This window comes from Pseudoalteromonas sp. AOP31-A2-14, from assembly GCF_052378035.1.
Taxonomy (GTDB): Bacteria; Pseudomonadota; Gammaproteobacteria; order Enterobacterales; family Alteromonadaceae; genus Pseudoalteromonas.
The window spans coordinates 917,443-938,160 of the sequence record NZ_JBQSXI010000001.1 but is presented as its reverse complement, the minus strand read 5'-3'; the positions used below and the strand labels follow the sequence as shown (position 1 = coordinate 938,160).

General features: G+C 40.4%; 17 protein-coding genes. 6 read left to right on the top strand and 11 right to left on the bottom strand.

Going from position 1 to position 20,718, the window contains the following annotated elements; genetic code table 11:
* Positions 1-82: 82 nt before the first annotated feature.
* Together barA and ACT3S9_RS04335 are read left to right on the top strand one after the other, a co-directional pair.
* On the top strand, positions 83-2,854 hold the full coding sequence (barA, locus tag ACT3S9_RS04340; protein ID WP_441835667.1) for a two-component sensor histidine kinase BarA: 2,772 nt from the start codon (positions 83-85) through the stop codon (positions 2,852-2,854).
* Between the two features lie 280 nt (positions 2,855-3,134).
* Complete coding sequence (locus ACT3S9_RS04335) at positions 3,135-3,602, top strand: YcxB family protein (RefSeq protein ID WP_441835668.1); 468 nt, start codon at positions 3,135-3,137, stop codon at positions 3,600-3,602.
* A gap of 35 nt (positions 3,603-3,637) precedes the next feature.
* On the opposite strand, the gene csrA is transcribed toward ACT3S9_RS04335, so the two are convergent.
* The 9 genes from csrA to ACT3S9_RS04290 all read right to left on the bottom strand — a co-directional run bounded on the left by csrA (position 3,638) and on the right by ACT3S9_RS04290 (position 11,080).
* Complete coding sequence (gene csrA / locus ACT3S9_RS04330) at positions 3,638-3,829, bottom strand: carbon storage regulator CsrA (RefSeq protein WP_441835669.1); 192 nt, start codon at positions 3,827-3,829, stop codon at positions 3,638-3,640.
* An 89-nt stretch (positions 3,830-3,918) separates the two neighbouring features.
* Entirely contained in the window at positions 3,919-5,136 is a 1,218-nt protein-coding gene (locus tag ACT3S9_RS04325) for an aspartate kinase (protein ID WP_441835670.1), read from the bottom strand.
* Between the two features lie 6 nt (positions 5,137-5,142).
* A complete protein-coding gene (gene alaS, locus ACT3S9_RS04320; protein ID WP_441835671.1) occupies positions 5,143-7,743 on the bottom strand; it encodes an alanine--tRNA ligase in 2,601 nt (866 codons plus the stop codon).
* Between the two features lie 22 nt (positions 7,744-7,765).
* Positions 7,766-8,218 (bottom strand): regulatory protein RecX, encoded by a 453-nt coding sequence (locus ACT3S9_RS04315; protein ID WP_444750775.1) that lies wholly within the window; start codon positions 8,216-8,218, stop codon positions 7,766-7,768.
* Between the two features lie 11 nt (positions 8,219-8,229).
* Positions 8,230-9,021: a BPSS1780 family membrane protein gene (locus tag ACT3S9_RS04310; RefSeq protein WP_444750774.1), complete on the bottom strand. Its 792-nt coding sequence runs from the start codon at positions 9,019-9,021 to the stop codon at positions 8,230-8,232.
* A gap of 78 nt (positions 9,022-9,099) precedes the next feature.
* A complete protein-coding gene (locus ACT3S9_RS04305; RefSeq protein WP_444750773.1) occupies positions 9,100-9,723 on the bottom strand; it encodes a GTP cyclohydrolase II in 624 nt (207 codons plus the stop codon).
* A gap of 209 nt (positions 9,724-9,932) precedes the next feature.
* Positions 9,933-10,382 (bottom strand): low molecular weight protein-tyrosine-phosphatase, encoded by a 450-nt coding sequence (locus tag ACT3S9_RS04300; protein WP_444750772.1) that lies wholly within the window; start codon positions 10,380-10,382, stop codon positions 9,933-9,935.
* 17 nt (positions 10,383-10,399) lie between these two features.
* Positions 10,400-10,819 (bottom strand): tetratricopeptide repeat protein, encoded by a 420-nt coding sequence (locus tag ACT3S9_RS04295; protein WP_444750771.1) that lies wholly within the window; start codon positions 10,817-10,819, stop codon positions 10,400-10,402.
* A gap of 45 nt (positions 10,820-10,864) precedes the next feature.
* A complete protein-coding gene (locus ACT3S9_RS04290; protein WP_444750770.1) occupies positions 10,865-11,080 on the bottom strand; it encodes a TIGR02450 family Trp-rich protein in 216 nt (71 codons plus the stop codon).
* Between the two features lie 202 nt (positions 11,081-11,282).
* Here ACT3S9_RS04290 and katG point away from each other — a divergent pair, with 202 nt between their 5' ends.
* Complete coding sequence (gene katG, locus ACT3S9_RS04285; RefSeq protein WP_444750769.1) at positions 11,283-13,457, top strand: catalase/peroxidase HPI; 2,175 nt, start codon at positions 11,283-11,285, stop codon at positions 13,455-13,457.
* Positions 13,458-13,791: 334 nt separating this feature from the next.
* Here the strand turns inward: katG and ACT3S9_RS04280 are convergent, their stop codons facing one another.
* Both ACT3S9_RS04280 and ACT3S9_RS04275 read right to left on the bottom strand, forming a co-directional pair.
* Positions 13,792-14,298, bottom strand: a complete 507-nt coding sequence (locus ACT3S9_RS04280; RefSeq protein WP_444750768.1) for a DUF3087 domain-containing protein — start codon at positions 14,296-14,298, stop codon at positions 13,792-13,794.
* Between the two features lie 155 nt (positions 14,299-14,453).
* Positions 14,454-16,199, bottom strand: coding sequence for a potassium/proton antiporter (locus ACT3S9_RS04275; RefSeq protein WP_444750767.1), 1,746 nt, complete (start codon positions 16,197-16,199; stop codon positions 14,454-14,456).
* 166 nt (positions 16,200-16,365) lie between these two features.
* Here ACT3S9_RS04275 and ACT3S9_RS04270 point away from each other — a divergent pair, with 166 nt between their 5' ends.
* From ACT3S9_RS04270 to ACT3S9_RS04260, 3 genes are all read left to right on the top strand, one after another.
* Positions 16,366-17,334, top strand: a complete 969-nt coding sequence (locus ACT3S9_RS04270) for an IS30 family transposase (protein WP_086959932.1) — start codon at positions 16,366-16,368, stop codon at positions 17,332-17,334.
* A gap of 690 nt (positions 17,335-18,024) precedes the next feature.
* Positions 18,025-18,462, top strand: coding sequence for a MerR family transcriptional regulator (locus ACT3S9_RS04265; protein ID WP_444750766.1), 438 nt, complete (start codon positions 18,025-18,027; stop codon positions 18,460-18,462).
* Complete coding sequence (locus ACT3S9_RS04260; protein WP_441836061.1) at positions 18,459-20,702, top strand: heavy metal translocating P-type ATPase; 2,244 nt, start codon at positions 18,459-18,461, stop codon at positions 20,700-20,702. Before ACT3S9_RS04265 ends, ACT3S9_RS04260 begins: the two co-directional genes overlap by 4 nt.
* Positions 20,703-20,718 lie beyond the last annotated feature (16 nt).

The following is a 20,718-nucleotide window of genomic DNA, read 5'->3' as shown; positions in this document are numbered from 1 at the left end:
ACGAGGTAGTTTGATAACATTGATTACTTGGATATAAGTATATACTCTTTAACCATATAAATAATGATAACAATGCCTAATTATGACTAAACTTGGTTTGCGCGATTCTGTGTTAGCGCTGACATTAATTCCTACCGTACTAATCGGGCTGCTATTAGGCAGCTATTTTACTATAAATCGTTATATAGAGCTCGATGAAATTTTATATCAGCACGGTACAACCATCTCAGAGCCACTGGCCATTGCCATAGAGCAACCACTACTTATTAAAGATAAACAACTACTTAATAGTTTAATTAGCCATACCCACAATAAACATTCGCCCGCTATTAAGTCGATCACGATTTTTGACCAAAACAATAAACTGTTATTAACCAGTAACTACCATCGCGATTTTGATGACTTGTTGCATTCAAAAAAGCTTCAACAATTACAAATGACCAAGGTCATTGAAAGTGAGGACTTAATAACCTTTTTTACACCTGTTATTAATCATTCAACTACCGACACCCAATGGGGAAGTGACAGCTTTCAAACTTCAATAGGTACACTAGTCATACAGCTTAATAAAAACCAAGCCATTATTAATCAACAGCGGGCGCTTTTAGTGAGTGGTATTGTGATTGTTTTTGCATTGGTATTTGCCGTTTTACTGGCTATAAAACTGAGCCGAATGTTTATCTACCCACTTAATAAGCTAGTACTTGCTACCGATAAATTGATAGAAGGTAAAAGAGAAACCGGTCTAAGCGAGCCGATGATAGGAGAGTTTGATTTATTACGCCAAGGCTTAAACACCATTTCTGATTCAATGGTGATGCAAAAAGATGAAATGCAAAAGCAAATTGATTTGGCTACCAGTGATTACCGCGAAACGCTAGAGCAATATGAAACATCTAATATTCAACTTAACTTTGCCAAAAAAGAGGCCCAAGACGCTAACCGGGTTAAGTCTGACTTTTTAGCCAAGATGAGTCACGAACTGCGTACTCCCCTCAATGGTGTCATTGGCTTTACTCGTCAGCTACATAAAACTCCGCTTAATAAGCATCAAAAGGATTACTTAGATACTATTGAGCTATCAGCCAATAGCTTAATGACCATTATCAGTGACATTTTAGATTTTTCTAAACTTGAAGCCGGTGCTATGGAACTTGAATCTATTCAATTTCAATTACGTGACACCATCAATGAAGTACTGACTTTACTAGCACCAAGCGCCGATGATAAAAATTTAGAATTGTCGATTTATATCAACTCCCACGTGCCCGACCACTTAACCGGTGATCCAACTCGCTTTAAACAAGTACTGATAAACCTAATTAGTAATGCCATTAAATTTACTGAAAAAGGCGCCATTAAAATTGATATTAGCCATCGCTTATTAGACGAAGAGCGTGTTTCAATCTTAGTCTCCGTCACTGACACGGGTGTTGGTATTCCGATGGACAAACAAGACACGCTATTTACACCGTTTGGCCAAGCTGATTCGAGTATTACTCGTAAGTTTGGAGGCACTGGTCTTGGCCTAATTATTACCAAACATATTGTCGAGGCGATGAATGGTCACATCACCTTAAACTCAGCACCCGGAAATGGTACTTGTTTTACTTTTAATGGCGTATTTAGGTTGCCTAATCATAAATTCACTAGCGATCTCCCCAGTAAATCATTAGCAAATAAACGTATTTTATATCTTGAACCCCATGAGCATACCCATCACGCTGTTGTTGAACTTCTTGGCGATTGGGACACTAAAGTTACAGCGTGCTTTAACGAAAAAGCCTTTTTTAACGAGCTTAAGAACGACTTTAATTATGACATTTGCTTAATTGGTCACGTGGCTTCGGTCGATGAAATGCAGCGCATTAAAAGCTATGTTAAAGCCGTGCGCGGCTCGACCGATTACCTGTACTTAATGCTTAACACTGTTTCGCATAATATGCGTGAGGCTTATATTGGCAGTGGCGTTGATGCTTGTTTGAGTAAACCGTTAAACCACCGTAAATTATGTGAAATACTCGCAGCGCCTTATCGCCTCGATCACCCTGTGCATAATATCGAACAAGGAGGTGATAAATTATTACCCCTTAAAGCATTAGTGGTTGATGATAACGATGCAAACTTAAAACTTATCTGTACGCTATTAAACGAACAAATAGAGTTTATTGACACCGCTCACAATGGCTCCCAGGCTTATAGCTTAAGTAAAAGCCATAAGTACGACATAATATTTATGGATATACAAATGCCCATTATGGATGGCATTACAGCCTGTAAACTGATTAAAGAATCATCACTAAATGAAGACACACCAATCATAGCAGTCACTGCTCATGCCTTAGCCGGTGAAAAAGAACAACTGCTTAAAGATGGCTTTAAAGGTTACCTAACAAAACCCATTGATGAAGACATGCTTAAGCAAACCATTTGCGATCATAGTCCGCAGTTACCTGTTAGACGAGATAAAAATAAGCCTGAGCAACCTGCTTTTGAGCCACCATTTAAGAGCACTCGACTGGATTGGTCATTAGCGCTACAACGCGCAGGCGGCAAACATGAGCTAGCTATTGAAATGCTCAACATGCTACTGCTCAGTGTACCTGAAACTCTGCGACTGCTTAATACGGCAATAAAAAAACAAGATTGCGAACACGTACTCAATATTATTCATAAATTTCATGGTGCTTGTTGCTACACGGGCGTACCCAAATTGAAGTCTCTGGCCGAAACACTTGAAACAGCACTTAAGAATAACTGCGAGTTAAGCCATGTCGAACCTGAATTGTTTGAATTACAAGACGAGCTTGAGAACTTAATGCTTGATGCCGGTATTAACGACGCAAACGTATAAGCGAAAGCCCTGTTACCTCGGCAGTAATGTCAGTTTAACGCGCTTTTCTCTGGGGTTTTAGCATTTAAAATTTAGTGATATCACTGGCTAATTAACCTCTTGGGACATTAAAAAAGCACTACTGGTAAGTAATGCCACTACACCTAGCATAGTTATGACTCTTAATGCCCAGTTTAAAATATAATCTTTCGCGATTACGCTAAATGAATACCAAAAACAACGGCTATTTTGTCATTACCTTGCTAAAATAAGCACCATACTAAAAACTCTCAGAGTGGCTATGTTATTTACTGCAACTTATACCCTGGATAAACCTTATTTTTACGAGTGTTTTGATGAGTCATTAGCTTATAGTACCCAAGCTAAACCCAAATACCTTTTATTAGTACTATTAACGATACTGGGTTTGGTTAGCTTTTATGTATTGAATAGACATTACCTTGGTAGCTTTATGATCATGATGGCGGTTTTAGAGTGCGTCGCATTTTACTATCGCAGACCATGGTGGGTAACACGTCAAATGCTTAGCCGTGCTTCTGGTTCTGATGTTGAACTAGTAATAAATGATGTTGGCATCACAGCTAGCAATCCATATAAAAGCTATCAGCTTAATTGGCAACAAGTTGATGAAGTTATTGAAACACATCAAGGGCTATTACTTAAAAATAAACGCGGCATGCAATATATTTCAAAGCAAATATTAACTGATGAGGTTATTTTTTTCATAAAAAAAGCGCCACAACTGTGACGCTTTCTATTTATCTTTAAAATAAAAATAGTTAATTAAGCATTGCCCGGATCTGGGTTAGACTTTTCAGCTTGGATACGCATATAAATCTCTTCGCGATGTACAGATACATCTTTTGGTGCATTAACACCGATACGAACTTGATTTCCCTTTACGCCTAATACTGTAACCGTGACTTCATCACCAATCATTAGGGTCTCACCTACTCGACGAGTTAGTATTAGCATTCTCTTGCTCCCATGTTCCAATAAATTAAAAGATTCCGCGTTCACATATTAAATAAAATTAGCCTTAAAAGTAAGTAAAAACTCCAATTCTATTCATTTTCTGTTAAAAAAACTTTGTGCAATGCACGTACTGCCAACTCTAAGTATTTTTCATCTATTAATACAGAAATTTTTATCTCTGATGTAGACACCAATAATACATTAATATTTTCTTGTGCAAGGGCTTCAAAAAACAAACTCGCCACACCTGAGTGTGACTTCATACCCACACCAACGGCCGATACTTTCGCAACTGAATTATTGCCTAAAATACCTTCACTCTCTATATAATGGTGATTACTGTTAAGTACTTCAAGTGCGGCTTCAAAATCAATAGTGTGCACTGTTAAAGCATAATCTACTTTTCCAAACTTCTGATTAACTTGATTAATCATATCTATTTCGATGCCATTATCAGCAAAAAGTTTCAATATAATCGCTAAATTTGCAGTGCCTTGCGGTACATTATTTATTTGGAGCAAGCTTTCATCGCGGTTAAAGGCAATCCCTGAGACAATATTGGTTTTCATATTACTTTCTTCAAAACTTATCAAGGTTCCTTCGTCTGGTGCAAAGCTTGAAAGCACGCGTAAAGGCAAGTTATATTTACCCGCAGCTTCAACTGAGCGAATATGTAATACCTTTGCACCCAAACTTGCCATTTCAAGCATTTCTTCAAAGGTAACATGGCTCATGCGCCGTGCTTTTGGTTCAATACGCGGATCAGTGGTGTATACACCATCTACATCGGTATAAATTTGGCATTCATCAGCGCCGATAGCGCCGGCAATTTCAACCGCAGAAGTATCAGTACCACCACGGCCTAACGTAGTAATATTACCTTCGATATCACGGCCTTGAAAGCCCGCTATTATGGCAATACGGTTATGTTCTAGTTCATGTTTTAAACGCGTTGCAGCAATTTCTTCTACTCGCGCTTTACCAAACATATTATCAGTGCGAATGTTTACTTGATCGGCTAATAAACTCACTGCGGAATGTCCACGCTTTATAATCGCCATGGCAAGCAATGAAACAGAAACCTGCTCACCGGCTGTAAGTAAAACATCTAGTTCACGAGCACTCGGCCGAGCATCTATTTGTTTGGCAAGGCTCATTAGTCGATTCGTTTCACCCGACATAGCCGACAACACCACCACGACTTGGTGACTTTGTTGCCTGGTTTTAATAACCAAATCGGCGACCGCCTCAATGCGCTCTGTTGAACCCACCGAGGTGCCGCCGAATTTTTGTACTATAAGCGCCACTTAAGTTTAAGTACGCTCAGTAAACCACGAAGTGACGCTATCAAGTGCTGCGGCGAGGTTTTCTGGCTCAGAGCCACCAGCTTGCGCCATATCAGGACGTCCGCCACCTTTACCACCTACTTGTGATGCCATATGATTGACCAGTTCACCAGCTTTTACTTTGCCAGTTAAATCTTTAGTTACACCCGCAATTAAACTAACTTTATCGCCGCTGGCAACACCGAGCGCGATAACACCTGAGCCAATCTTATTTTTGAGGTCATCAACCATACCACGTAATGCTTTAGGTTCAGTGCCTTCGACGTTTGCAACCAATAGCTTAATACCATTGATTTCAACTACGTTATCAAGCAAAGAAGCTCCTGCTGCGCTGGCTAGTTTGTCATTAAGCTGCGCAATTTGCTTTTCAAAGCCTTTTGATTTTTCAAGCAATGCGCTGACTTTTTCAAGTACAGAAACGTTATCACCTTTTACCAATGCCGCCACTTTACTTAGCTGCTGCTCCTGCTCACTAATATAGGCTATTGCATCACCGCCAGTTACCGCCTCAATACGGCGTACACCCGCAGCAATACCACTTTCTGATACTATTTTAAATAAGCCAATATCTCCGGTGCGCTCAACGTGAGTACCACCACAAAGTTCGATAGAATAATCACCAATGGTTACGACGCGCACTTCGTCATCGTATTTTTCACCAAATAGTGCCATCGCCCCTTTTGCTTTGGCGTCATCAATTGCCATTAACTCAGTATTAAGTGCAAAGTTACGACGCACTTCATCATTAACCGCAGCTTCAATTTGGCGCAGTTCATCTTTAGTTACGGCTTCAAAGTGTGAGAAGTCAAAACGCATGCGATCTGGCTCTACCAATGAACCTTTTTGATTCACATGCTCACCTAATATTTTGCGCAGCGCTTCATGTAAAATATGGGTTGCGGTATGGTTTTTCTTAATTCGGTCGCGGCGGGCGCCATCAATGTTAGCATCGACTTTGTCGTTAGTACCAATGCGCCCTTGTACTTGCCCATGATGCGCAAATGCACTGCCTAGTTTAGTAGTATTTGTTACGACAAACTCACCGCCTGCTACTTTTAAGCTACCCGTATCGCCAGTTTGACCGCCCGACTCTGCATAAAATGGTGTACGGTCTAAAATCACAATACCTTGCTGACCATCTTCGAGCGCAGACACCGCTTGGCCATCGGCAAATAGCTCAATTACAGTACCGGTGTGATGTTCGCTATCGTAGCCTTTAAAATCAGTATGCTTGTCTGACTTTAACTGTTGATTGTAATCGGCACCAAACTTACCCGCTTGCTGGGCTGTTTTGCGTTGTACAGCCATACACTCTTCAAAGCCTTGCTCGTCAATACTCATACAGCGTTCACGAGCTACATCGGCTGTTAAATCAGCAGGGAAACCATACGTATCGTAAAGCTTAAACACTAAGTCTCCGGGGATCACATCACCGCTTAATTCATTTAAGCTTTCTTCTAAAATAGCTAAACCACGTTCAAGCGTTTTACCAAACTGCTCCTCTTCGATACGTAGTACTTTTTCAATGATCTCTTGCTGCTTAGCAAGCTCTGGGTAGGCTTGGCCCATTTGTTCAATTAATGCCGCAACCAGCTTGTAGAAAAACGCACCCTGCGCACCTAATTTATTACCATGGCGCACAGCGCGACGAATAATGCGACGCAACACATAACCACGCCCTTCGTTTGAAGGCATTACGCCATCAGATATTAAAAACGCACACGAACGAATATGATCAGCCACTACACGTAATGACTTGTCATCTAAATCTTGGGCATTGGTGATCTGTGCCGCAGCTTTAATTAGTGCCTGAAATAAGTCAATTTCATAGTTTGAGTGTACTCCCTGTAAAATAGCAGAAATACGTTCAAGGCCCATACCAGTATCAACTGACTGCTTAGGAAGAGGCTCCATTTCACCATCTCCATGGCGGTTGTATTGCATGAAGACAAGATTCCAAATTTCAATGAAACGGTCGCCGTCTTCTTCTGGCGTTCCCGGAGGCCCCCCCCAAATATCTTCACCGTGATCGTAAAATATTTCTGAGCACGGCCCGCATGGGCCTGTATCACCCATCGACCAAAAATTATCAGCCGTTGCAATACGAATAATACGATCTTCAGCAATACCTACATCATTAGCCCAAATATCAAAAGCTTCTTCATCATCATGGTAAATAGTAACGAGTAACTTTTCTTTAGGCAGGTTTACTTGCTCAGTTAAAAACTCCCAAGCAAACTTAATCGCTTCACGCTTAAAGTAATCACCAAAACTAAAGTTACCTAGCATTTCAAAAAAGGTATGGTGACGTGCAGTGTAACCTACGTTTTCTAAATCATTGTGCTTACCACCGGCACGGACACAGCGTTGTGAGCTGGTTGCACGATTATAAGGACGACTTTCGCCGCCTAAAAATACATCTTTAAATTGCACCATACCGGCATTATTAAATAATAAAGTGGCATCGTTCCCCGGAATAAGCGAACTTGATGGAACAATTTGGTGTTGTTTATTGGCAAAAAAGTCTAAAAATTGTTGCCTGATCTGTGCGGTAGTTATTTGTTGCATGTGAAAGTCTCACCCGTTTTTTTTACTGTGCTTGCATTGCAAAATCGATTTGTTCGTAACTAAAACCTCGGTACATCAAGTAGCGTACGCGCCTTGTTTTTTCTTTGTAGTCGAAGTCTGTTTGTGTTGTAGAATATTTTTTATTGTACGCTTCCTGCGCAAGTTCAAACCAGTCAACTTCTTGGTTTTCAATTACCTGCTCAAGCAAGTAACTATCAATTCCTTTGCCCATCGCTTCGCTTTTAATACGCTTTAAACCATGGTATTTAGCTAGATGGCGGCGAACAAACCCCTCACAATAACGTTGCTCATTAATAAAATTGTGCTCTTCGCACCAATCTAATAAGCTTTCGATAAATTCGGGGGTTGCCTCTTTTTTCTTAAGCTTTGTGGTGAGCTCTCTACGCGAATAATCTTGGCGACCTAGCAACCACAAAACATAATTTTTTAATTTCTTTTTTAGTGCATCATCCATTTAATAAACCATTAAGCGTCAAAGCGGCCTGATTGATCATCGTCATTGTCACTGGTACTGCTTTCTTCTGGTGCTGCAGGTACAACCGGCATAAAAATAGCCTGATACGATACAAAAAAGCTAATGTAGCAAATTGGCATTAAAATCAACAGCGGCAAGAACGACAAGAACATCGACAACACCATAAAAAATGCACATATTGCACCATATACACTAAGCGCACCTATATTATGATAAAACACCATAAATGAACTCTTTAAAACTTCAAAGATACGCTTTTGTTGATTAAAGTAAATCAGCGGTACAGCATAGGCAAACGCAGTTAAATAGATACTTAACGCAATTAAAAACAGCACAACATTAGCCATAGATATGGACGCTAGCATTTGTTCAAGCGCGACATTTGGGTCAATATCTTGCTGGGTCATAATCGCAACAGCATCAGCAAATAAACCGTTTGCCAATAAAGCCATTAAAACCCCTGCCGCCATTTGATAAAGCCCTAAACGCAATAAACCGACGCGATTTCCTTTATTTGAAAACGGCTTTAGAATATCGGCCAGCATAATTTTTCCGCCCTGCTGTTTGGTAATCACTGCTTGGTAAAAGCCCGCAGTTAAAAATGGCGTAGCAAGTGCTGCGACAATTTGCAGCAACGGTAAAAATAATGAAATTAATCCGATGATGCCGATAAATAAATGCATAAAAATAAAGGTAAGTGGCTGAGTTTTAAAAATAAGCCACCCTGCTTTAAACCATTTCAAGCCTGCATCGGCCTTAAATACCCGTAACTCAATTGACATAATTGCTCTTAACTTAACGACGAAACACGCCGAGTATAACTCGGCGTGGATTGGGATTACATAGACAAGCGCTGAAAATTAAGGTTTTTTAATCTTCTTAATATCTAACATGTGCGCACCATGTTTAATTTTTGTTTCTAAATAAGCACGATTACCGACTAACCCCGCTTTAATATGGGCATGCGTGCCCACCACGGTATCAACCTCAATACCTGCGTCACGTAGTGCATTAAGCTTGTTAGGGTTATTAGTCATTAACTTTACGTGACTCAAGCCAAGCGTTTCAAGCATCAATACCGCATCAGAAAAATCACGTAAATCATCAGCAAAACCTAAATGGTTATTTGCTTCATATGTATTCATACCCTGAGACTGCAATACATAGGCATCAATCTTGTTATATAAACCGATACCACGGCCCTCTTGCCGTAAATACAACAGTACCCCGCCTTGTTCATGCATGGCTTCAACGGATTCATTAAGTTGCTCACCACAATCACAACGCGAAGAATGAAAAACATCGCCCGTTAAGCACTCTGAATGCATGCGAATTAGCGGCACAGTTTGCGTTGTATCTGCTTGATTGAACACAAAGGCCACATGTTCTTGGCCATCATTTAAACCGCGAAATGAGACAATCTCTGCGGGAATATCACTGTTCTTGCCAACATTAAGCTGGACTCTAGCTCTTACTTCTGCCACGACAAATCCAAATTTAAAAATAAATGCGATAACTTAATCGTGATACTATCACAAAGTAAATTCTAATGAACTTCCATCGCTGTAATTGGTAACTATATTGAGGCAGTTACCAGCAATTCAAGTATTATAGCCAAGCTATTGTTGCCACCTGCAATTAGACTTTAAAATAAACTAGTAATCACAACTATAAATAGCCCATAAAGGGCTATTTATAGTTTATTTAATAACTCATCACTGGCATCTTCAATTAAATCAAGCACCTGCTCAAAGCCATTATCGCCACCATAATAAGGGTCAGGAATTTCATCAATATCACCTGTGCCATGGCTTAAAAACAACGACAATTTATGCTGCAAATGCTCAGGGCAAAGCGCGGTTAAATCCGCTAAATTTTGCTTATCGGCAGCAAGTATTAAGTCAAAATAGCTAAAATCATGTTCAACCACTTTACGTGATGTGATCCCTTTAAAACTATAACCTCGTTTAAGCCCTGCGGCCTGTGAACGTCTATCTGGGGGGTTACCTTGGTGGTAACCGATAGTACCCGCCGAATCTATCTCAAGCTGCATTGAGTGCTTATTAGCTCTGGCTTTTAACACGGCCTCAGCCGTGGGTGAGCGACAAATATTACCTAAGCATACAATAAGTATTTTTTTCATATAAATAGCCTTAGCAACTAGCCATCAAGCTCTGCGAGTAACTCGTCAATTTCGGTTCTTAATTCTTTATCAGCAATTTTATTGGCACTGACTTTTGCATTTTTAAGACTCGTAATCGCCGCGTCTGTTTGCCCTAATTCAACCTGCATGGTTGCCATTGAGTAGCTAATTGATGACATGTAATCTTTTGCATTAATGGCACTTGCTTTTACTAATGCTTTTTCATAAAGACTTACAGCCTCGGCAAAATCATCAGTAAAATCAGCAAGTGTTTCCCATTGTACGGGATGATCTTTATCAGTATTTTCATTTTCTTGGCACAGTGAGTTTAATCGCGTATAAAGCGCGTCAAACGGGGTTTGATTTTTACGCTGAGCGGCTTCTACCAGTTCGCCAGCTAAATTAAGCACCTCTTTGTATAGCTTTGTATTCATCATTAAACCTTTTTTGATACCTTAGTTGATAAAATGATACCACAGCTTTTACTGCCAGCCTTGTAACCAAATAGTGTGATCTTTTAATTGCCGCCAATCTATTGCCTGTAAGCGATTTGACATAACAGCCTCAATTTCACAGTGTATTACATTGCCATCTTCATCGAACGCTACATCCGTAATTAAAAAGTGCTTTTCTTTATTTACTGGTGATACCGCGGTCCACTTACTACCACGTAACTTTTTTGGGTTAATTTGATTCATAAAAATACCTGTGCAGTTGCTCTGCTTACTCTGTACGTTATGAGTTTAACTAAAGTTTATATTTTAAGAGTTTAACTGTTTGCAACCTTATAGCTTAACCATATTTACTCATTCAAATTTAAAAGTTTTGCACAAGTAGGCAAAGTTGCTGGCTATACTCTAAACTCATTCAACTACCGTTCATATTATTAAGGAAAGCTCAATGGCGCAAAGTAAATGCCCTTTTAATCATACCGCAGGCAAAGGTACAACTAATCAAGACTGGTGGCCAGGCCGCCTACGCGTTGACTTATTACACCAACATTCAACACTTTCTAACCCCATGGATGCCCATTTTAATTATGCCAAAGCATTTAATAAACTTAACTTAACCGCGGTTAAGCAAGATTTACATAGCTTAATGACTGATTCGCAAGACTGGTGGCCTGCAGACTTTGGCCATTACGGCCCTTTATTTATTCGTATGGCGTGGCACAGCGCTGGAACTTATCGTATTGGCGATGGTCGAGGCGGTGCAGGCACAGGTAACCAACGTTTTGCGCCATTAAATAGCTGGCCTGATAATGTAAACCTAGACAAAGCACGGCGCTTACTGTGGCCGATAAAACAAAAATACGGGCAAGCCATCTCATGGGCGGATTTACTAGTATTAACCGGTAATGTAGCGCTCGAATCAATGGGCTTTAAAACCTATGGTTTTGCCGGAGGCCGCACTGATATTTGGGAACCAGAACAAGACATTTATTGGGGTGATGAAACAACATGGTTAGACGACACCCGCTATTCTGGCGAACGTGATTTAGAAAAACCGCTTGCCGCCGTACAAATGGGACTAATTTATGTTAATCCAGAAGGGCCAAACGGTAACCCAGATCCACTTGCCGCTGCCGTTGATATTCGTGAAACGTTTGCGCGCATGGCGATGAACGACGAAGAAACCGTGGCACTCATTGCCGGCGGCCATACTTTTGGTAAAACCCATGGCGCTAGTGATGACTCACAAGTGGGCCTCGCTCCAGAAGCTGCAGATCTAGCCGAGCAAGGCTTAGGCTGGAAAGGCGGTTTTGGCTCAGGCATTGCAGGCGACACTGTAGGTAGTGGTCTAGAGGTCACTTGGTCACAAACCCCTACCCAGTGGAGTAACTACTTTTTTGAAAACTTATTTGGCTATGAGTGGGAATTAACAAAAAGCCCCGGCGGCGCGCATCAATGGCAGCCTAAAAATAACCAAGGTAAAGGTGAAGTACCCGACGCTCACGATAGCACCAAACGCCACGTACCGACCATGCTAACCACTGACTTAGCACTTCGATTTGACCCATACTATGAAAAAATATCGCGTCACTTTTATGAAAACCCAGATGAATTTGCCGATGTATTTGCTCGCGCTTGGTATAAATTAACACATCGTGACATGGGACCTAAAGCTCGCTATTTAGGCTCTGAAGTACCTAGTCAAGAACTAGATTGGCAAGATCCTATCCCTGATGTAGATCATCAGTTAGTTAATAGCCAAGATATAGACGCACTTAAAACAAGTATTGCAGCAACAAAACTCAGTATATCTGAGTTAGTGGGCACAGCATGGGCGTCAGCATCAACGTACAGAGGTTCAGATATGCGTGGCGGTGCCAATGGTGCGCGTATTCGTCTTGCTCCGCAAAAAAACTGGACAGTAAACCAACCAACACAATTAACTAAAGTACTTAATGCACTTGAAAACGTGCAAAGCGATTTTAATCAAAAGCAAAGTGGGAATAAAAAAGTTTCCTTAGCTGATTTAATTGTACTTGCAGGTAATGTTGGTATTGAACAAGCCACAAAAAAAGCAGGTCATATAGTAACGGTTCCATTTAATGCGGGGCGAATGGATGCAAGCCTTGAGCAAACTGATGTTGACTCATTTACTTACTTAGAGCCAATTGCAGATGGCTTCAGAAACTATATAGTCCCTAACATAGCGATCAAAGCCGAAAACTTATTGATTGATCGCGCCCAGTTACTCACCCTCACTGCCCCTGAAATGACCGTATTAATGGGCGGTTTAAAGGTTATTAATATTAACTTTGATGAAAGTACTCATGGCGTACTTACACATACTCCAGGCACACTCAGCAATGACTTTTTCGTAAACCTACTCGAAATGAACACGCAATGGCAAGCGAGCGAAGGAGATACACTCTATACCACACACGACCGTGAAACAGGCGAACAACAATGGACAGCAACACGCTTTGATTTAGTCTTTGGCTCTAACTCACAGTTAAGAGCGATTGCCGAAGTGTATGCAAGTCAAGACTGTCAACAAAAGTTCATTGATGACTTTATTGCTGTGTGGGTAAAGGTAATGAACTTAGATCGGTTTGATTTAAACTAAGCTTTACATCTTAATAGCTAACAAAGTAATAAACATGTTAGCTATTAATCAAAGTATCGCAAGCTTCCCCGGCATTCGTGGAGGTAATTACTGATATTTTTCTTCTATATAAAGCAAATAACACTGGAACCAGCCAATGTGACTTCGCCATCTTTTAATACGGGTATACGCCCTAACGGGTAAACCCTAAAAACCACACTGGTTAATTAAATAGTATTGAAAATCACAGCCTTCTCTGTAAGCACAACTTACGTACATAAGGCGGTAGTGGGACCCAATAAACAATCAGCTCATTGTAAGCCTTTATTGATTAGGGAGTGTTGGCTTTTCAGAATTAAAATTTTTGCAAAATTTTAGCGTCGTAATCATCGGCGTTTAAGGTCACATTAAACTTCTCAGCCACATTATCAAGCTCTGCCTGTTTAATAGCTAATTCATCCATGGTGATAGTGTTATCATCAAGCTGCCATAACAAGCGCGAGCCCGCATAGCTATAATGAATAGCCAACAGCGCCTCTGGGTTACCCTCGCGCCCTGCCACTTTAAGTTTCGCCATTTTCCGGGTGATTTTATTAAGTGTTTGTTTAAGCTCCCACACATATACAACCTCAGTCATATAGTTGTGTGTACGGTATTTATTAAGCGCATACGCAATCGTAAGGCTTGTCACTATCACGCCTAACAAATTCCAGTGAAAATGACTACCACTTTCATCTGGGAATAACGTAATAAGCGTTTGTGAAATAGCTAAGCTACCGGCAGCTAACGCGAGACCACAGCCAACAATCACGCGATTTAAATGCTTACGATAACGCGATTTATTAATTTCAATCAGTTGCATAATAGCCTAGTAAAGTTAAACCTAATTTCAAAGTCGCCATTGTAGCCAATCAGAGCACGCAATGACGAAGCTTTTTAAAAATATTTCACCCTTTTAATTTACCACACGTTTTAGTGGCAAATACCGTATAAATTAATGCAAGTTAAGTTATGCATTTATGATTTGAGTTTAAGAATTTTTTTTGGTTGCTTCAAATACTTTAAACCAATGGTAACAATACGTGAATGCACCATAGTTATGACTCTTAATTGAATATTATCGATAACCACTATAGATCCTTTGCAAAGTGGTGGTGAAACTTTTTGGTTAATGACCTCTTCCAAGCTAAGCTCTTCTCGCCCATCTATTTTCATATTATAAGAGTAAAATATATCCCCTACCAAAGTAACGCCTTTAACTCTAAGCTCATTGTGGGCCAAATGGCTATCTTGATGAGTTGTTTTATCCGTTGCAGTAAACACTAAATCTACAAAAGGTCTATTAGCGGGCTTTAAAACAACAAACAAGTGGTCGTTTGGTTTTAACTTAGTTGACCCCCTTGGTGGAATGATTGACGGCCCTCGTGTGATCATAGCCACTACTACACTTTCTGGTAGTGCTGCTCGTGACAATCGACGCCCAGAGGCGCGAGAAACATCACTTAAGGTATATTCCACAATCTCTATATCAATATCATTTAAAGCGGTAATTTCCAGCGTTGCGGCAGCTAAATCAGGCGGTGTTTCAACAAGATTTAATTTATTAGCAAGCCAAGGCATCGTGGCCCCCTGCAATGTTGCTGAAATTAACACCACAAAGAAAACCACATTAAAAATAAGATCAGCCCCCGAAAGGCCAAACAATAATGGGAATATAGCTAAAATAATTGGCACTGAGCCACGTAGGCCAACCCAAGATACAAAAAAGGTTTCTCGATTATTAAAACCAAATAATTTTAATATAGGTGCAACCGCCAGTGGTCTTGCAACAAAAATTAACGCAAGTGCAATAAGCAACCCTTCTAACCATACATCAACTAATGATGATGGGTTTATTAGTAATCCTAGTACAACAAACATGGTTATTTGTCCTAACCATGCTAAACCATCATGAAAAAGGAAAATACCGCGTTTATATACAAACTTACTGTTACCTAAAATCACACCGGTTATGAATACAGCTAAGAAACCGCTACCACCGAGCGTTGACGAAAGGCCAAAAGATAGTAATCCAAATGCAGTTACCATAACCAAATACAAGCCCGATGCATTTAGCTTAATACTATTAACGAACCAAACAGCTAATTTACCCGTTAGCAAACCACAGATAGCGCCCACACCCATTTGCTGAACAAATAAAAGGAGTAACCCCATGCCCATAGGCATCTCATTCATAAGTATTTCTAACAAGCCAACTGTTAGAAAAATAGCCATAGGATCATTTGAGGCACTTTCAATTTCGAGTGTAGACTTAAGCTTTTTATTTAAATGAATGCCCGCACTTCGTAGTAAAGCAAACACCGCTGCGGCATCGGTAGAACCAACGATCGCCCCTAATAAAATACCTTGTAATATAGGAATACCTAAAATGTAAGTTGCCACAAGACCAGTGATAATAGCAGTGAATAACACACTCACCGTTGCTAAGGCAGAGGCTGGTTTCCATACTTGTTTAATGGAACTGGTAGGCGTTTGTAACCCCCCATCAAACAAAATAATGGCAAGCGCTAAAGTACCCAGAGCATGTGCAGCCTCTGCATTATTAAATGAAATACCAGCAATACCGTCTTCACCTGCAAGCATCCCCACAAGTAAAAATAGCACTAGCACAGGTAAACCCACACGTGCCGACAACTTACTCGAGATCACCCCAAGTAAAATTAAAATAGCACTAACGAGAATGATATTATCAATTACAAACATACTGTAAATTTATACCCTTATGTGAGTTAAAGTAAGAATTGCCACTCTAAAAAATTTAAAGTCCATGGCATACAATAACCTAAATTCGGATAATAAGTGCAATTTCTCAGATTAGATGGCCAGCTGTTATAATTCGGCCATTTTCTCGCCAAAGGAAATTGCTTTAATGAAATATAAACAGCTGACACAAGAAGAAAGATACCAGATTTACGCGTTAATAAAAGCAGGAAATAACCAAAAGCAGATAGCTGAAGAACTAACTCGTTCACCGTCATCTATTTCTAGAGAGCTAAAACGCAATAAAGGACTTAAAGGCTATCGGCCTAACCAAGCCAATAACTTTGCTGAACAAAGACGTAAGTCATCTTTCAAAGCAAGTAAGTTAACAGAGGACGTCACTCACTGGATTAATAAATTGTTGCATGACGGACTTTCCCCTGAGCAAGTGGCAGGCCGCTTAGCTTTAGAGAAACAGGTCGTTTTACATCATGAAACAATTTATCAATATATTTACAGAGACAAGGCTCGTGGTGGCAAGCTACATAAGACACTCACTCGTGCATGTAAAAAGTATAAAAAACGCTATGGAAGCTATGATAAACGTGGACAGATAGTTAATCGAGTCAGCATTGATGAACGCCCAAGTATTGTGGATTCAAAGTCTAGGATTGGTGATTGGGAGGGCGATACAGTGATAGGTAAAGGGCGTAAAAATGCGCTTGTCACAATGGTTGAACGTAAAACGTTATATACAGTCGTTCACAGAATTGAAAGCAAGCATGCGAAAATAACAGCCGATGCGCTGATCACGTGTATGACACCATATAAAGGTAAGGTTATTACCGTGACGTTAGATAATGGAAAAGAGTTTGCTCACCATGAGCATGTTGCACAAAAATTAGAAGCTGATGTGTATTTCGCTCATCCCTATTCATCATGGGAGCGGGGCATAAATGAGAATACCAACGGCTTACTTAGACGCTTCTTCCCCAAGGGAACTGACTTTATGGCGCTAAGTGAAGCAGAGATACAGGCGGCAGTTGATAAGCTCAACCATCGGCCAAGAAAAACAAGAGGGTATAAAACCCCTCATGAATTATTTACGGGGCAATCAGAAGTTCTGGTGGCTGCATAATGATTGCACTTAATACTTGAATTCAAGTAACCTAAAACATCACCATCCTATTAATTTATTTGTAAATTAAATTCACTTTACCTTTTTTAGAACCAAAAAAAAGACACAAAAATAAAATCTCAATGCTTAGTTCAACTTAAACATTTAACTTACTGTTTTAAATGTTTAAAACAAAGCTAGCAAGAAAAAATAGTGTAACGTTTTAGCTATGATAGAACAATTCACCACATCGAACGAAAAACCTAGAAAATTAAGGCTGAGTTGGATTTTATGTAATTGCCTGCCCCGTAAAAGTTAAAATTTATATTGGAACTTCAGATTATGGCGATTACACGGCATTTATGCTCATTATTGCGGTCAAAACCAATCTATAAAGTTCCACTTTTAGTGCAGCGCGAGGTGTTTCTAAGCCTGAAGTTCAAAAGATACTGAACAATTAAGTTTAACGCTTAAGCATCGGGTAGTGAGGCACACTAAACTACAGTTAATTTGTACTATAAATCAACACCGAGTTCACGCATATTTCAACAGTAACTGCAAAGTTACTACTGCATTGTTAATGCTATGAGTAAATGATGAATTTTATATATAAATCAAAAATAACAAAAGTCTTCATTTTAAAATAGTGGTTGACCTATGTGTTGCTCATAGGTTTATTATATCACTATTAAATAGCGATGGAGTTAGGTTATGTACGTAAAACAGTTAGCTAAAACCATGAAAGTGACCCAAGATACTGTGCGCCATTATACCCGTGTAAAGTTACTTAACCCAATTCGTAGCGAAAGTAATGGTTATCAAATATATACCACATACGACCAACAACGTTTAAAATTTATTATAAGTGCGCGTCAACTTGGTTTCTCTATTAAAGATATTCAACAAATAGTTGCAGAGTCGGAACAAGGCAATTGCCCGTGCCCACTCACTCGTAAAATAATAACCAAGCGGCTCGCAGAAACAGAGCAGCTATTCCAAGAAACACTCAAACTAAGAACCCGCATGCAAGCCGCTGCAAAACAATGGCAAAACTCAGACAATGCTGTAGCTAGTGCGGATGTATGCAGCTTAATTGAAACCTTTATTGATCCCCTTAACGAACAAGTTAATACCGAGGAAGCAAAATGAGTCATAGTAAAGACACAGTGCAAAATTTTATGATTGAAGGCGCTAACTGCGGCAGCTGCGTTGCTAAAATTGAAAAAGCCCTTGGAGCTGTGGAAGGTGCGCAACATGTTGAAATGAATTTTGCTGATCGTACTGTTCAAGTTGAGGGTAATACAGCTTCAGATCAACTTATACAAGCGGTCGAGGCTATAGGCTATAAAGCTAAGCCAATCAATAGCGAGTCGGAGCAAGACGCCCTTGATGAAAAAGCCGAAGCCGATAACGCGCATTACAAAAAGCTAATGCGTAACATGGTATTAGCCTTAGGCGTAGGTGTACCTCTTATGCTTTATGGACTTATTTTTGATATGAGTGTAACAACCCATGTCCAGCGTATTGGTTGGTTTATTGTCGGCATAGTTACCTTAGCGGTGATGACCGTTGCAGGTAAACAGTTTTATAACGGAGCGTGGCAGTCTTTTAAAAATCACACCGCAAATATGGACACCCTCATCGCCTTAGGCACAGGGACTGCTTGGTTATACTCTATGGTAGTTGTTATTGCACCAAGTATATTACCCGAGGTCGCTAGACACGTTTATTTTGAAGCCTCAGCGATGATCATTGGCTTAATAAGTCTAGGTCTGGCCTTTGAAGTAAAAGCCAGAGGGCGTACTTCCGAGGCTATAAAACGCTTAATTGGCTTACAACCCAAAACAGCTCGTGTTGTTCGAGATAACCAAGAACAAGATGTTGATATTAGTGAGGTATTAAAAAATGATACCGTGCGTGTCCGCCCCGGTGAAAAAATATCAGTAGATGGTGAAGTACTCGAAGGCAGTAGCACTGTTGATGAATCAATGCTCACTGGCGAGCCAATGCCCATAAACAAAAGCGAAGGCGACACCGTCGTGGCCGGGAGTATTAATAAAAGTGGCACATTGTTATTCAAAGCCACACATATTGGCAGCGAAACCACTCTCGCCAATATTATTAATATGGTAAAACGCGCGCAAAACTCTAAACCTTCAATAGGCCGTTTAGCTGATGTGATATCAAGCGTATTTGTCCCTACCGTAATGATTATCGCAGTGTTAGCTGGTCTTGCTTGGTTAAACTTTGGCCCGGAACCCACTATCGCTTATGCGGTTGTGGCCGTTACCACAGTACTTATTATTGCCTGCCCTTGCGCATTGGGTTTAGCAACGCCTATGTCAATAATGGTAGGTATTGGTAAAGCCGCAGAGTCGGGCATACTTATTCGTAATGGTGAAGCGCTGCAAACAACCTCTAAAATAACGACTATGATTTTAGACAAAACAGGTACCATCACCCAAGGTCAGCCAACCGTTACCGATGTAATTAATTTTCATAACAGCGATAAAGCAGAGACCTTAAAGCTTGCCGCTAGCCTTGAAGGAGGTTCTGAACACCCCTTAGCTGAAGCCATTGTTAATTATGCTAAAAACAATGATATAGCGCTTGAAAAAGTCACAGACTTTGAAGCCATAACCGGCCAAGGTGTCATCGGTAAATTTGATGGAAAAACCCTATTGCTTGGCAACGAAGCGCTAATGAGCCAGCACAATATCAATATCAAAGAAGCGCAAGCACAAGCTAAGGAATTAGCCAACGCCGCTAAAACGCCTATGTACTTCGCAACAGATACACAGCTGCAAGCAATTATAGCCGTGGCTGATCCCATCAAAGAAGATTCAGAAAAAGCAATTAAGCGACTGAAAAGCAAAGGTATACGCATTGTTATGCTCACGGGTGATAACCAAGTAACCGCACAAGCAGTGGCAAAAAAAGTGGGCGTTGATGACTTTATAGCAGAGGTTATGCCTGATGATAAAGCCAGCGAAGTCACCAAACACCAGGCCAAAGGTGAAATAGTAGGGATGACCGGCGATGGTATAAATGATGCCCCCGCACTGGCGCAAGCCGACGTTGGTTTTGCCATTGGCACCGGTACTGATGTCGCCATTGAAAGTGCAGATATAACGTTAATGCGTGGCTCATTGCATGGCCTTAGCGATGCAATTGCTGTCAGTAATGCCACCATAGTAAACATCAAACAAAACTTATTTGGAGCATTTATTTATAACGTGGCCGGTATTCCGCTTGCTGCAGGGCTGTTATACCCATTTTTTGGTATTTTACTAAATCCAGTTGTAGCGGGAGCTGCCATGGCAATGTCATCACTTACCGTAGTAAGTAATGCAAACCGCTTACGCTTTTTTAAACCCAGTAAATCGTAATTTTATAGGTAGGAGT

What these genes read in the sequence shown, in the direction of transcription:
- barA (WP_441835667.1), top strand. Translation starts at nt 83, where the DNA reads ATGACTAAACTTGGTTTGCGCGATTCTGTGTTAGCGCTGACATTAATT.
- ACT3S9_RS04335 (WP_441835668.1), top strand. Translation starts at nt 3,135, where the DNA reads ATGTTATTTACTGCAACTTATACCCTGGATAAACCTTATTTTTACGAG.
- csrA (WP_441835669.1), bottom strand. Translation starts at nt 3,829, where the DNA reads ATGCTAATACTAACTCGTCGAGTAGGTGAGACCCTAATGATTGGTGAT.
- alaS (WP_441835671.1), bottom strand. Translation starts at nt 7,743, where the DNA reads ATGCAACAAATAACTACCGCACAGATCAGGCAACAATTTTTAGACTTT.
- ACT3S9_RS04315 (WP_444750775.1), bottom strand. Translation starts at nt 8,218, where the DNA reads ATGGATGATGCACTAAAAAAGAAATTAAAAAATTATGTTTTGTGGTTG.
- ACT3S9_RS04310 (WP_444750774.1), bottom strand. Translation starts at nt 9,021, where the DNA reads ATGTCAATTGAGTTACGGGTATTTAAGGCCGATGCAGGCTTGAAATGG.
- ACT3S9_RS04300 (WP_444750772.1), bottom strand. Translation starts at nt 10,382, where the DNA reads ATGAAAAAAATACTTATTGTATGCTTAGGTAATATTTGTCGCTCACCC.
- ACT3S9_RS04295 (WP_444750771.1), bottom strand. Translation starts at nt 10,819, where the DNA reads ATGATGAATACAAAGCTATACAAAGAGGTGCTTAATTTAGCTGGCGAA.
- ACT3S9_RS04290 (WP_444750770.1), bottom strand. Translation starts at nt 11,080, where the DNA reads ATGAATCAAATTAACCCAAAAAAGTTACGTGGTAGTAAGTGGACCGCG.
- katG (WP_444750769.1), top strand. Translation starts at nt 11,283, where the DNA reads ATGGCGCAAAGTAAATGCCCTTTTAATCATACCGCAGGCAAAGGTACA.
- ACT3S9_RS04280 (WP_444750768.1), bottom strand. Translation starts at nt 14,298, where the DNA reads ATGCAACTGATTGAAATTAATAAATCGCGTTATCGTAAGCATTTAAAT.
- ACT3S9_RS04275 (WP_444750767.1), bottom strand. Translation starts at nt 16,199, where the DNA reads ATGTTTGTAATTGATAATATCATTCTCGTTAGTGCTATTTTAATTTTA.
- ACT3S9_RS04270 (WP_086959932.1), top strand. Translation starts at nt 16,366, where the DNA reads ATGAAATATAAACAGCTGACACAAGAAGAAAGATACCAGATTTACGCG.
- ACT3S9_RS04265 (WP_444750766.1), top strand. Translation starts at nt 18,025, where the DNA reads ATGTACGTAAAACAGTTAGCTAAAACCATGAAAGTGACCCAAGATACT.
- ACT3S9_RS04260 (WP_441836061.1), top strand. Translation starts at nt 18,459, where the DNA reads ATGAGTCATAGTAAAGACACAGTGCAAAATTTTATGATTGAAGGCGCT.